13 protein-coding genes and 2 tRNA genes are annotated in these 13,594 nt (G+C 36.9%); 12 read left to right on the plus strand and 3 right to left on the minus strand.

The features are described from left to right. Positions 1-43: 43 nt before the first annotated feature. Positions 44-1,702, minus strand: coding sequence for a hypothetical protein (locus ABWU69_RS02845; RefSeq protein WP_265035439.1), 1,659 nt, complete (start codon positions 1,700-1,702; stop codon positions 44-46). Between the two features lie 138 nt (positions 1,703-1,840). Between ABWU69_RS02845 and ABWU69_RS02850 the strand changes: the two genes are divergently transcribed. From ABWU69_RS02850 to ABWU69_RS02870, 5 genes are all read left to right on the plus strand, one after another. Further along, the gene (locus ABWU69_RS02850) at positions 1,841-3,190 is read left to right on the plus strand and encodes a phosphomannomutase/phosphoglucomutase (protein WP_265035442.1); all 1,350 of its coding nucleotides are present in this window, start codon (positions 1,841-1,843) and stop codon (positions 3,188-3,190) included. Positions 3,191-3,426: 236 nt separating this feature from the next. After that, positions 3,427-6,108: a pyruvate, phosphate dikinase gene (gene ppdK, locus ABWU69_RS02855; RefSeq protein WP_265035642.1), complete on the plus strand. Its 2,682-nt coding sequence runs from the start codon at positions 3,427-3,429 to the stop codon at positions 6,106-6,108. 20 nt (positions 6,109-6,128) lie between these two features. Then, positions 6,129-6,278, plus strand: a complete 150-nt coding sequence (locus tag ABWU69_RS02860; protein ID WP_265035444.1) for a hypothetical protein — start codon at positions 6,129-6,131, stop codon at positions 6,276-6,278. A 23-nt stretch (positions 6,279-6,301) separates the two neighbouring features. After that, a complete protein-coding gene (locus ABWU69_RS02865; protein WP_353285368.1) occupies positions 6,302-6,463 on the plus strand; it encodes a WPE palindromic element domain-containing protein in 162 nt (53 codons plus the stop codon). Further along, entirely contained in the window at positions 6,460-6,639 is a 180-nt protein-coding gene (locus ABWU69_RS02870; protein WP_353285369.1) for a hypothetical protein, read from the plus strand. The genes ABWU69_RS02865 and ABWU69_RS02870 overlap by 4 nt, the downstream gene beginning before the upstream one ends. A gap of 38 nt (positions 6,640-6,677) precedes the next feature. Here the strand turns inward: ABWU69_RS02870 and ABWU69_RS02875 are convergent, their stop codons facing one another. Continuing rightward, positions 6,678-7,961, minus strand: coding sequence for an ankyrin repeat domain-containing protein (locus tag ABWU69_RS02875; protein ID WP_353285370.1), 1,284 nt, complete (start codon positions 7,959-7,961; stop codon positions 6,678-6,680). A 127-nt stretch (positions 7,962-8,088) separates the two neighbouring features. Here ABWU69_RS02875 and glpX point away from each other — a divergent pair, with 127 nt between their 5' ends. Further along, positions 8,089-8,997, plus strand: coding sequence for a class II fructose-bisphosphatase (gene glpX / locus ABWU69_RS02880; protein ID WP_265035644.1), 909 nt, complete (start codon positions 8,089-8,091; stop codon positions 8,995-8,997). Between the two features lie 232 nt (positions 8,998-9,229). Here the strand turns inward: glpX and ABWU69_RS02885 are convergent, their stop codons facing one another. Further along, a complete protein-coding gene (locus ABWU69_RS02885; protein ID WP_265035450.1) occupies positions 9,230-9,712 on the minus strand; it encodes a hypothetical protein in 483 nt (160 codons plus the stop codon). A gap of 201 nt (positions 9,713-9,913) precedes the next feature. Here ABWU69_RS02885 and carA point away from each other — a divergent pair, with 201 nt between their 5' ends. The 6 genes from carA (at position 9,914) to rplC (ending at position 13,594) form a co-directional block, all read left to right on the plus strand. Then, a complete protein-coding gene (gene carA / locus ABWU69_RS02890) occupies positions 9,914-11,005 on the plus strand; it encodes a glutamine-hydrolyzing carbamoyl-phosphate synthase small subunit (RefSeq protein WP_265035452.1) in 1,092 nt (363 codons plus the stop codon). A gap of 114 nt (positions 11,006-11,119) precedes the next feature. Further along, a tRNA-Tyr gene (locus ABWU69_RS02895) sits at positions 11,120-11,201 on the plus strand. A gap of 4 nt (positions 11,202-11,205) precedes the next feature. Beyond that, positions 11,206-11,276: transfer RNA gene (locus ABWU69_RS02900), tRNA-Gly, on the plus strand. A gap of 78 nt (positions 11,277-11,354) precedes the next feature. After that, entirely contained in the window at positions 11,355-12,527 is a 1,173-nt protein-coding gene (gene tuf / locus ABWU69_RS02905) for an elongation factor Tu (RefSeq protein ID WP_265025679.1), read from the plus strand. Between the two features lie 14 nt (positions 12,528-12,541). Further along, positions 12,542-12,862 (plus strand): 30S ribosomal protein S10, encoded by a 321-nt coding sequence (gene rpsJ / locus ABWU69_RS02910; protein WP_065094535.1) that lies wholly within the window; start codon positions 12,542-12,544, stop codon positions 12,860-12,862. Between the two features lie 9 nt (positions 12,863-12,871). After that, positions 12,872-13,594 (plus strand): 50S ribosomal protein L3, encoded by a 723-nt coding sequence (gene rplC / locus ABWU69_RS02915; protein WP_265035454.1) that lies wholly within the window; start codon positions 12,872-12,874, stop codon positions 13,592-13,594.

Genomic DNA, 13,594 nt, shown 5'->3' on the forward strand with positions numbered 1-13,594 from the left:
GCGGTATGACGTCTTAGCTATAGTTAACAATAGAAGCAAAAACTCATCCTTTTGGAAGAGGAGGAGATTTTTCCGAAACCTCAGCAGGGATTGATTTTGGATCTGATAATTCTGTATTTACCTTGATTGGCTCTAATGGAGTTTTCTGCTCTTCCGGTTTATCGTCTGGAATTGGAACAGGCCAATCCATAATGTTTTGCGGTATAGCTTCTGCTTCTTTAGCCTCTCTTTGGTCTGTTGAAGATGATGCATCAACTCCTGCATTTTTAGTAACTTCTTGTTTTAGTTGTTTATTTTCTTCTTGTAATTGCTTTAAATTTTTCTTTAACTCGTCAATCTCTCTTATTTTTTGTTTTAATTGTTCAGATATAGTTAGTTTGTCTCTAGTCAATTTTTTGTTTTCTTGTCTTAACCCACTAGCTGTTCTGCTTGAGTTGTTGTTTACAGCTTGTATACCTTGGTCTTGCTGCTGCATGCTTGTTCCTCTACTTTCATATTCAACTTCAGTTTGAGTTGCCTGACCTTTTTCCTGCTGTAATATGTTCTGTAGTTGCTCTAGACTCTCTTTAACAGACTTCAACTCTTCTTGTAACATGTCTTCCTTTTCTTTATAACTCTCTTCAAATTCCGCAAGTGTGGATTTTAAGGAGTCACGTTCTAATCTTAGATCCTCAAACTGCTTTGCCTGCGCTGCAAAATATTGAGCAAATGTTTCTTTTCCTTCCTTTAATTCCTCAATTTCGTTTATAATTTCATCTACTTTATCTTTTAATCCTTCTTGCTCATACTCTTCTTCATCACCAGACATATCATCCTCAAATATTTCATCTTCATCACTAAATTCACTGCTAGTGGATATAGAACTTCTACGTGAAGAAGGTGTTCTAGGAGAGGAATACCCACTGCTGCTTGGTGTAGGTGACTGTGGTGATATATGTGGATCTTTTGTAAATGTTTCTTTCTCAGGTATTTGCTGATCGTCCACACTCTTAGTAAAAGCTTGATGCAGAGTTTTTCCATTGATAAAAACTTCTTTATTCTGCTCAACTAATTTTAATATTTTATCTTTTGTTTCCTCTGGTGTGAACTTTAAATCACCAAATTTTGGCTTACCAATAACACTCTGTATACCACCAGAATCCAATTTTACGGTCATGCTACAGTCTATGCTGTTACCTTCAGAATCCTTAGCCTGCCAATTAATGGTCATTTCACATGAGCTTGAACCAGTAAAATCATAGTGCCTCTCATTGCCATTTTTCTTGCTTGCGGTTATTTGACTACCTTCCCCCAAAGATATGTTATAAACCTTACCTTCACTGCTGGCCCTTAAAATATTGCTAATTTCTATTGGTTTTTCTTCATTTTCAAATCTAATTTTGAAGTCATTATCTTTTGTTGAATACACTAAGAAATTTTGATTTGGTAAAGATGCTTCAAATTCTCTATGTGTTTCATTTATTGATTGCTCAAATTTTTGGAACTCCTTTTCCCACTTTAAATTTATCTGTCCTGTAATGTTCTCATCTTTGCGTAAAGGGCCAATAAAATACCAGATTAAATTTTTTTCCTCCAATTGTTTTATAGTCTCTTGAAAGCTGCTACAAGATTCAATCACATCTAAAATATCCTTTTTCTGCTGTTCATCTACATTTAAACTTTGACCCTCAGCTATAAATACATTTTCGTTCTCCCATGGCATAATTTTACATTTTTAGAAAATATACTATAATACTAACAATTTTAATTAAAAAATCAACTAATTATGTGGGTAAATAAAGAAGAAATTTGAACACTTGTCCATTATGTTATATAGTAGTTACTCCTTAAGCAGTGCAGTATGGACAATACCATTATAAGAAAATACGATATTAGAGGTATAGTAGGCAAAGATTTGCAGATTAATGATGGGTACGAGATAGGTAGAAAGTTTGGCCAAACCGTAGCTAGTGTTTGTGTCGGCTACGACAGCAGAATAGATTCACCAGGTATAGAAAGAGAATTAATTAGGGGCTTAACTTTATCCGGTGCAAATGTTATACGCGTTGGACTATGCTCTTCACCTATGCTCTACGCTGCAACACAAATCACGCAGGCGGATCTTGGTATCATAATAACTGCCTCTCATAACCCCAGCGAATATAATGGCTTTAAATTTTTTAGTAATAAAAAAGTCTTCTCAGATCAAGAAATGAAGGAAATTATAAGCAGTCCAATTAAAAACAGTACAAGAATTGGAAGCTTAATTAACATAAATATATATGGTGAGTACATTCGCATATTAAAAGGTGCAGTGAAGAATAATGCTACACAGAAATTAAAAATAGCCTGGGATTGTGGAAATAGTCCAGCAAGTGGAATTATAAGGTATATTGAAAAGATCTTGCCTGGTCATACGCATATCGTAACCAATAACTCTATAGATGGGGCATTTCCACTGCATGATCCAGATCCCATAGAGGAAAAAAATCTCGCTCAATTAATTGACATTGTGAAGGAATATGGATGTGATCTTGGCATTGCGCTAGATGGCGATAGCGATAGGGTGCGCTTAATTGATAATAAAGGCAACGTTGTTTCCAATGACCATTTATTTATAATTTTTGCACGTGAAGTGTTGGAGGAATATCCAGAAAGCAAAGTTATTGCCAACGTAAAAATGAGTATGAAAGTGCATGATTTTGTTAGTAAGTTAGGAGGGCAAGTTATTACCTGCGCTACTGGACACTCACTAGTTAAGAAGAAGATGGTAGAGGAAGAGGCAAAGTTTGCTGGTGAATTAAGCGGGCACTTCTTCTTTTCTGAGCTAGGTTTTGATGATGGGCTATATTCTGCTGTTAAAGCAGTTGACATTTTGCTTAAGAAAAACCAAAGCCTATCTCAAGTAATTGAGGATTTACCGAAGTTATATATCACTCATGAAGTAAAGATTATAGTGAAAGATGAGAAAAAATTTCAAATAATTGAATCAATAAAGAAAACACTGGAGCAGCAAAATATTGTATTTTCAGATCTTGATGGTGTTAAGGTAACCGATAATAAAGGTTGGTGGCTTCTTAGGGTATCAAATACGCAAAACTGCATTACAGCAAGATGCGAAGGAGAGACTTTAGAAGGTTTTGAACTTACTAAAAAGGTTTTGTTCCATTACATTGATGAAGCAAGGTCTTTAAATTGTAGCTACTCATAGAAAAATTGACCCTATCTCTTAAATAAAGAGCCATAAAAAAATTTTTAAATGTATCTTTATATTATATATTCTTATTGATAATAATTTGTCATCTTTTTTGTTAACTTTACTGATGTTGCCAGAAGGAACGTTGTTGCCAAATTTTGTAAAATTTATTATCCTAAGGTTTCAAGTCCTCACAGGTTTATTGGAACTATATGTACAATGTGTTTATCAGTGAAAATCCGGAGAAAATGATGGGGGAAAAGTTAATACATTACTTCAGCCAGAACAAGTGCGAAGGCAATGCAGAAATGAAAAATCTGCTGGGAGGGAAGGGAGCAAATTTAGCAGAAATGTGCAATGTTGGCATTCCTGTTCCACCTGGTTTCACAATTTCCACCTCTGTTTGTCAGGCCTACTGTCAGGATAATGAATTGTCTAACGACCTACGTAACGAGATCAAAAACTACATGACGATGCTCGAAAATGACATCGGTTGTAAATTCGGGGATTTAAATAACCCCTTATTAGTTTCCATACGCTCTGGTAGTGTCAACTCAATGCCGGGCATGCTTGATACTATTTTAAATGTTGGTCTAAATGATGAAACCGTTGTTGGGCTTGCAAAAAAAAGTGGCGAACGTTTTGCTTACGATAGCTACTGCCGTTTCATTATGATGTACTCCAATGTTGTACTACAGCTTGACCATTACCTATTTCAAGATGTTGTTGATAATGAACAGCAAAAGAGTGGAGCAAAAAGCTTAGCTGATCTTGATGTTGATGTTTTAAAGAGAATTGTTAGCAATTTCAAAAGGATAGTACATGAAAAAACAGGAAAACATTTTCCGCAGAACGTTGAAGAGCAATTGTTAAACTCAGTTAATGCAGTATTTGCCTCTTGGAAAAATGATAGGGCTGTTTCCTATAGAAGAATACATAATATTTCTGAAAACCTTGGAACAGCAGTCAACGTGCAAGCAATGGTTTTTGGTAATTTAAATGATAATTCTGCAACTGGTGTGATATTTACACGAAACCCTTCAACTGGAGAAAAAAAGCTTTTTGGTGAGTTTTTGGTTAATGCTCAGGGTGAGGATGTGGTTTCTGGTGTTTATACTCCTATGCCAATTGACGGAGAGCAAAAAAACACCATGGAGAAGTTGCTGCCAAGTGTCTACCGAGAATTATGCGTGGTATGTGAAAAACTTGAAAGGCATTATAAAGACATGCAGGATATCGAATTTACTGTACAGGACGGTAAGTTATGGATTTTGCAGACTAGGTCTGGCAAGCGCACGGCTGAAGCTGCTATTCGCATAATAGTTGATATGGTAAACGAAGGAACGATTACAAAAGAAGAAGGAATATTGAGAATTGATCCAAAAACTTTTGACAATTTATTGCATCCAGTTCTTGACGTTAAGAGTGACCAAAAAGTAATAGGGAAGGGACTGCCGGCTTCTCCAGGGGTTGCTTCTGGATATGTAGTGTTTAGTGCAAGTGATGCTGAAAAAGCTGCAGAGCAGGGCAAAAAAGTGATTTTAGTAAGGTCAGAAACGAGTCCTGAAGATATTAATGGAATGAATGCTGCAAGTGGCATAGTAACAGCACGGGGAGGGATGACCTCGCATGCTGCTGTTGTAACCCGTGGAATGGGTAAGCCATGCATTTGCAGTGTGAGTGGACTTTATATCGATAAAGATGGAATTTTCTTTTCTGTAGGGGATACAAAAGTAAATAAAGGTGAACCAATTACCATCAACGGAGGAACAGGGGAGGTTATGCTTGGCATTCTCCCTACAATTTTACCTGAATTATCGCAAGAATTCAAAACGATAATTAACTGGATAGATGAAATCAAAACGATCAAAGTGAGAGCGAACGCTGATACTCCAAAAGATGCAAAAATTGCAAAAGAATTCGGTGCAGAAGGTATAGGCTTATGTCGCACAGAACATATGTTTTTCGCTAGTGATAGAATCGAATTCATTCAAAAGTTGATAATAGCTGACGATGAAAATGAAAGGGCAGATGCGCTCATTAAACTGGAAGGAATGCAAAAGTCTGATTTCAAAGAAATATTTTCTATTATGGAGGGCAGGGAGGTCACTATACGGTTGCTTGATCCGCCTTTGCATGAATTTTTACCCAATAATCAGTCTACTATAGAAAAAATCGCCAAATCACTTAGTAAGTCAGTTGAGTCAGTAAAAAATAAAATAGCACAGTTATCAGAAAAGAACCCAATGCTTGGCCATCGAGGTTGTAGACTTGCCATTTCTCATCCTGAAATATATAGCATGCAGATTAGGGCAATACTTAGTGCTGCAAGTGAATTAAAGAAAGAAAAGAAGATAGAAGTGGAGCCTGAAATCATGATTCCTTTTATCATGAGTGAGAAAGAGTTTGTTCTGATATGCGAGCTAGCAAAGAAAGAATCCTCTGTCATCTCAGCTGGGATCCAGATGCAGATTCCAGCGTCACGCGCTGGAATGACATCAGACAAGGCTTATTCAATCGGCACTATGATAGAACTGCCACGAGCGGCACTGATTGCTGATAAGTTAGCAAAACATGCAGAGTTTTTTAGTTTTGGCACTAATGATTTAACGCAAACAACCATGGGACTTTCAAGAGATGATTCAGTTAATTTCCTCGATTCTTATAAGGAAAGCAACATATTCGAAAACGACCCGTTTGAAGTGCTGGACATCGAAGGGGTAGGGGAGTTAATCAAGATAGCCATTGAAAGAGGCAAAAAAACCCGAAAAGAAATAAAACTGGGTATATGTGGAGAACATGGTGCAGACCCAAAATCTATAGAGTTTCTCATCGAATCAGGGGTGGATTATGTTTCATGCTCACCCTATAGAGTACCGGTTGCAAAGTTAGTAGCAGCACAATTTAGCATAAAATCTAAGTGTGTTAGGTAAGCGAAAAACATTGGACCGCCTTGCGGAGCTCTGTCATTCAAGTGCCCAGATCACAATTGTACGAACATCGTGATTTGAGAGCAATCTTCATAAGGGAGGATGTCATCCCAGTGCCCAGGTATCTGTTCAGGGGAGTGGCTAATGTGCAAATATTGAAGCAAAGTGCGTGACACACAGCTGTACGAACATTTGTTTGCAAAGGCAGTATGTTAAGTGTTATAGCCGATTTTGCCTCAAACACAAAGGTGTCATCCCAGTGCCCAGACACTGGGATCCAGAAAAATTGATTGTAAACAAACGCACTATACAACATTTTCGATCAAAAGCTGGATCCCAGTGTCAAGCACTGGGATGACACCCATTTGTTGTAAACTCACTTTTACTCTATGGTTATACTACCTTGCCGCTATCCTGAACGGATACGTGCCCAGACACTGGGATCCAGTTTTCCATGCAATCTCGCAAAGACATTTGTTTGAGTATAAGACAACTACTTTTACGCTCACCAGTTCAGTGTGCTTCTTACAATAAAATTTCTGGATGCCAGTGTCACGCACTGGCATGACATCCTATATTTTTACAACTTGTGAACTCACGTGTTCAACTTTATTTTCTTCCATTTCTCTATAACTTGGTAACGTAGAACTTTTTATATGCCACCCGGTAACTATTGCAACTAAAGCATCTACAATACCGCAAACCACCGCACCAGCCACAGATGGAACCATCACAGCAGCAGCAATGAATAATCCTGTAACAACAACTCCAACAACATCTCTCTTTAATGAGTTGTGAAAATTTTCCTTATATTTAGTTTCTTTTTCATTTGGCATAGAAAATTGAGCATCTACAAAGCCGTTAGCTTTATTATCATTATTTGGTGTGGCAGTTTGCTTAGTCTCTGGTATTACAGGCGTTTTATTTTTGTTATTATGATTTGATTGGCCATTAACACTACTTGACACAGGTTGGTTAGCATTTGCTTCTGTTACTATAGGAGGTGCTGGTACTATATTTTCTTCTGCATTGGGTGTTTCTGGTGTAATAAAGTTTAAAAGTACCTGAGTAATTTCTTCTTGTGCATTATCCATAGCCAACTCTAAAGCTGCTTGTCTGCTTTCATCATTTACATAACCTAAAAATGCTTCAACTTCTTGAACATTACCTTGAACAATAGCAGAACGCAGAGCGTTAAATTTTTCTTCTTCACTAAACTTACCACTACCCAAAAGTACCTTAACAACGTCAGCTTGTTTTGTTATTGCAGCTATGCCCAATATAGTTCTGGAAGCAGTATCTGTAAGATGGATTACAGCATCTAAATCTGTAAACAATTTTACAACATCTAGAAATACGCCACGATCGCCAGTAATATTGGACTCTCTTACAGCATTTGCAAACGAGTCAAAAATTGCCCGACTTGTTTCTTTTCCTTGTATTAGCTGTTCGTAACGCATTTCAGCAGTCATACCAAGGTTTATGAAGTTACTAGAATCTACTTCATTACTGTCTGCTCTATTCTCTTCCACATCAGGTGTGTTTTGCCCCTCTTCTTCCTTGTTTATTGCTGCGGTTATTTGCTCCTGTTGAAGGGGTTCATACCCATTTTGGAGGAGAAAATCCTTAACGCGTGGGTTGTTATTTTCGGTTGCATGTTTTAGAAGTAGATCTCCTAACGAGTTGTCCCCTTCGCACTTACTTTGAAAATCAATTTCTTTAAATTTAGCTTTTCTTCTTAATCTATTTTGCAAATCTTCAATGCTGGTAACTTTATCGTTGTACTTATCACCATCTATCAAAATCCTATCTACATCTAGACACAATTCCCTGATACCTTCCTTACTGTATGACATAACTACAATCCCACTACTATAAATATAACTTATTATACCAATTCCATCAAAATCAGTCAAGACATATTGCAGTTTTAAGCAGCATGATATATATTGAATGCTTTATTTATAGTTCTTGAAGCAAATGATGGAAGATTTAGCCTGTAAATTAGTTAAAGTGACCGAAGCTGCGGCGCTTGCTGCATATAAACTAGCAGGCTTTGGGGATGAAAAAAAGGCTGATCAGGTTGCAGTTGATGCAATGCGAACAGTGTTAAATTCAATGGAAATAAATGGTACTATCGTAATTGGTGAAGGTGAGAGAGATGAAGCGCCGATGCTATATATTGGCGAGAAGGTTGGCACTGGAAATGGTCCTGAAATCGACATTGCTGTTGACCCACTTGAGGGTACCACAATTTGCGCTCACTACAAACAGGGGGCAATGTCCGTTCTTGCTGCAACGAAAAAAGGTAATTTTTTACATGCACCTGATGTTTATATGGAAAAGATAGCAGTAGGAAAAAATCTTCCAGAGGGTGTAGTCTCACTAAAAAATAGCATTGAAAAGAATCTAGACAATTTAGCCAAGGCAAAAAAATGCAAAGTAAATGATCTCGTGGTAACTGTACTTAAACGTGAAAGGCATGATGAATTAATATTGAAAATCAGGAAGTTAGGAGCAAAAGTTAAACTAATAGATGATGGTGATGTTGCGGCCGTAGTTTCACTAGTAAATGGCAATCACGATATGTATATCGGTATAGGAGGAGCACCAGAAGGGGTGCTTGCGGCTGCAGCGCTAAGCTCAATCGGCGGACAGATGGAGGGAAGATTAGTACTTGACACGGATCAGTTAAGAGAAAGAGCAAAAAATTTGAACATTCACGATCCAGAAAAAATCTACACCATAAAAGATATGGCAAGAGGTGAATCAGTGTTCATTGCAACTGGAGTAACAAACGGAGAACTTGTGGATGGAGTTGATAACGTCTGTTCAACTAGTTCTTTAATAATTCTACCTAACAAGCTGATAAAGGTGCAAGTTATAAGTTAGGTTAATTATTTTTCAATACACCTAAATTTTAGCTTTACAATACACTGATATTAAAATATGTTATTTTTATCTAAAAATTAAAGGGGGTATAATGTTAGATTCATCACAGAATATTTCGCAAGAAAATTAATTGTACAAGAAGTTCCTCAAGATGGACATAAAAAGGAAGCTAGCCCCTTTTCAAAACCTTCTATCTATTGTTTCTTAAACCACTCTGCTGAACGGAGACAGTTTAGGCTGTTATGCCTGGCGGCTTTGTTGGAATAAGTTTTTCAACACTGCTAACAATAAAATTGATTGTATCGTCAGCTACCTTATCGAATTTATCATTTATCTTTTTTCCTATTTCTTCATTTTTAACATATTCGTGTAGAGCTAAAGCAGTTATAGCTGCACATGCTGCAATTAAGCCAGTTTTTGCTATAATGAGCATTGATAATCCTCCTGCAAATATAAATGTTAATCCAATAGCTAGGTTTATAATTTTACTTTGTGTTGTTTGTTGTGCTGCCTGATTCTGATCTACTTTTTCTTTTTCAAGAACGTTTGATATTGTTTTTGAGAAAATTTTTACCACGATTGTTGCAATTGCGATCATAGCTAATCCTATGGCTATTTTTGCTAAGAGAAAAAATGATGGGAACACCATTGCAAAGAATAGTAAGCCAGCTCCTACAATTAGTAACTTATTTTTAGGTTGGATTTCATTTGACATAATAAACCTCCATTTCATAACTGCCGGAGTATACCTAATATAAAATACGGAGATAGTCAACATATTTTATGAAAGGGCGCGTTAAAAATTTTTTTCATATTGTTCTTCGCCGCCTCGTGGTTAAATTTGGAATTTTAGAAAGAGTTACGTATTATTTAAAATTCTTGTATACTGTTTTGAATCAGTTAAATAGATAATGAAGTGCAGGACGCAGTTTTAATTTTACAAGATGGCAAGTGCTTTTGGGGAAAATCAGTAGGTAAAAAAGGCAAGTGCATAGGTGAGGTCTGTTTTACCACTGGTATGACCGGTTATCAGCATACTATAACTGATCCTTCTTTTGCTGATCAAATTATAACGTTCACTTTTCCTCATATTGGTAACATTGGAATAAACCATAAAGATAATGAAGGAAAGAAAATTTTTGCAAGTGGTGTGGTTATGCGTGAACTTTCTTCTATGTCCCACCCTTCTTCATATATCAGTTTAAATGATTGGTTAGAGAAAAATAACGTGATTGGGATATCAGGAGTTGATACTAGAGCTTTAACGAGACATTTGAGAGAACATGGATCTCAAAATGGAATGATATGCCCGTCAAGCGAGACGTATGTGTTGGATGAATTGAAGAAATACAAACCTGTAAATGGGATGGAAATAACCAATAAAGTTAGCTTGCATAGTAATTTTAAAAGTGACCTTAATGCAAAATATAGGGTTGTAATCGTTGATTTTGGCGTAAAAATCAGTATAGTTTCACGCTTAATAGAACTTGGTTGTACAGTTGAATTAATCAGACCAAGCACAGGTTTTGCTCAAAAAGTGTTGAGTATGAATCCAGATGGTATAGTGCTTTCAAATGGTCCTGGTGATCCGCAAGAAATAGGAGAAAGTGTAGTTTCAGAAATAGACATTATTATAAAATCTAAAATACCAATTTTTGGCATATGCATGGGCCATCAATTACTTGCGATTACTTTGGGGGCAAAGACCATCAAGATGGATATTGGTCACCGAGGGAGTAACCATCCAGTTTATGATGTAAGTAGTGGAAAAGTTGAGATCACTAGCCAAAATCATGGTTTCGTTGTTGATTCAGCTTCTCTTCCAAGTAATGTTAAAATTACTCACATTTCTCTATTTGATAATAGTGTAGAGGGAATAATGATGAAGGATTACCTAGTCTTTTCTGTGCAATATCATCCAGAAGAAGCGCCAGGTACGCATGATTCGCATTATTTGTTTAGACGTTTTATTGACAATATTGTGTTGTATAAAATGAAATCTGCATGATTTTAATCAGGGTAGGTTTTATTGCTTGATTTTTTAATTTTAGGCGTTTAGTATTAAATACAATAAAAGCTTGAGTTAAGGTACTAAAATAGCGTTCTCTTAACAAATTTTTGTGGAGGAGTGACCGAGTGGTTAAAGGTAACAGACTGTAAATCTGTCCGCATTGCGTACGTAGGTTCGAATCCTACCTCCTCCATTGTGCGGGTATAGCTCAATGGTAGAGCTCTAGCCTTCCAAGCTAGTGACGTGGGTTCGATTCCCACTATCCGCTCTTTTTTTTGTTGTATTTTTATAAAATCAACATATTATTTATTGATGTATTTGTATTTTAGGTAGAAAAGTTTAAATTATGACAGCAGTAGTGGAAGCATTTGGAAAGCCGCATGTAAATGTGGGAACAATAGGACATGTGGATCATGGGAAGACAACGTTAACAGCGGCGATAACAAAGCATTATGGAAATTTTGTAGCGTACGATCAGATAGATAAAGCGCCAGAAGAAAGGAAGAGGGGGATAACGATAGCAACAGCGCATGTTGAGTATCAGACGGAAAAAAGGCATTATGCACACGTTGATTGTCCTGGACATGCTGACTATGTAAAGAATATGATAGTAGGTGCAGCACAGATGGATGCAGCGATATTGGTAGTGTCGGGAGTTGATGGGCCAATGCCACAAACGAGAGAGCATATATTGCTGGCGAAGCAGGTAGGTGTTGGATATATCGTGGTGTATATAAATAAAGCTGATGTTGCTGATGCTGATATGATAGATTTAGTAGAAATGGAAGTGAGGGAATTGCTGAGTAAATACGGATTTCCAGGGGATGAAGTGCCTGTGGTAGTTGGGTCAGCACTCAAGGCGCTGGAGGATGACAGCGGCGAATATGGAAAGAAATCAATAGACAAATTGATGGAAAAGTTAGATGAATATGTGGCGGTTCCACCAAGGCCTGTGGATTTACCATTTTTATTGCCAATCGAAGATGTATTTTCGATATCGGGGCGAGGGACGGTGGTAACAGGAAGAATAGAGAAGGGAGAGATAAAGACGGGAGAAGAGATAGAGATAATAGGTCTGAAGGAGACGCAAAAGACGATATGCACAGGTGTAGAAATGTTTAAGAAGTTGCTGGATAAGGGAAGTGCAGGACTCAATGTAGGAATATTGTTAAGAGGAACAAAAAGAGAAGAAGTGGAGAGAGGGCAAGTATTAGCAAAACCGGGGACGATAACGCCGCATAGAAAGTTTAAGGCGGAGGTTTATATATTAAAGAAAGAGGAAGGAGGAAGGCATACACCATTTTTTGCGAATTACCAGCCACAGTTTTATTTAAGGACAACGGATGTAACTGGGAGCATAAAATTGCTAGATGGGAAGGAGATGGTAATGCCAGGAGATAATGTGAGTGTAGAAGTAGAATTGCAAGTACCGATAGCAATGGATAAGGGATTGCGTTTTGCGATAAGAGAAGGCGGTAGAACTGTTGGTTCTGGTGTTGTTTCTGAGATTTTGGAGTGAGTGTAGTAACTAAGATGAAGCAAGATATATATATTAACATTAAGGCTTTCGATTGTTCTTTATTGGAGGAGTGTGTTCGAAAATTTGTTGATGAATTAAAGCGGTCCAGTGCAAAATTATCTGGTCCGATTGCGTTGCCAAGAAAAGATTCTAAATTTATTGTTAATAGATCTCCTCATGTTGATAAAAAATCTCGTGAACAGTTTGAAATAAGAACTTCTAGGCGTTTGATTGTTTTACATGATCTTACTCCTACTATGATGCAGATGCTTACAGGTTTATCTTTTTCTGCTGGCGTAGAAGTGGATTTAAAAGTCAAGGAAGTTAAGGTTTAGGAGAAGGAAATGAAGAGAATAAATTCGCTGAGGAGAATTGGTTTACTAATGATGAATATTGGTCATACTGCTATGTATTCTGACAATAGTCGCATGGCTGTAACTTTATTGCATCTCAGCGAAACTTATATTATTGATATAAAAGGACAAGATAAATGTGGCTATAATTCAGTCATTTTAGGCACAGGAGATTTTAAAAATATAGCAAAACCTCAGTTGGAATATTTAAAGAAAAAGGGTATAAATAATAAATGTAAGTTATACGAAAGTAGATTAAATGACCTGTCGGGAATAGAATGTGGTAAAAAAGTGGGAATCAATCATTTTGTGGTTGGTCAATATCTTGATATTACGGGTTATTCTATAGGTAAAGGATTTGCTGGTGTGATGAAGCGGCATAACTTCAGTGGGCTTAGGGCATCTCATGGTGTTTCTATTGCTCACAGATCACAAGGTTCTACTGGTCAATGTCAGGATCCTGGTAGAGTATTTAAAGGAAAGAAAATGGCTGGTCATTTAGGTAACAGCAGAATAACTGCACAAAATATGAAGATATTATCCATTGATCATGAAAATAGTATAATTGCTGTGAAGGGTAATAATGTTCCTGGGTTTAAAAATTCCTATGTTTTTGTAAGAGATGCAGTTAAAAAATCTTTACATAAAGATGTTCCTTTTCCGATAGGTCTACTGTTAGATGTAAATGATGATGCTAGTAATTTGGTGAGTTAG

This window comes from Wolbachia endosymbiont (group A) of Beris morrisii (genome assembly GCF_964028185.1).
In the GTDB taxonomy this organism is placed as follows: domain Bacteria; phylum Pseudomonadota; class Alphaproteobacteria; order Rickettsiales; family Anaplasmataceae; genus Wolbachia.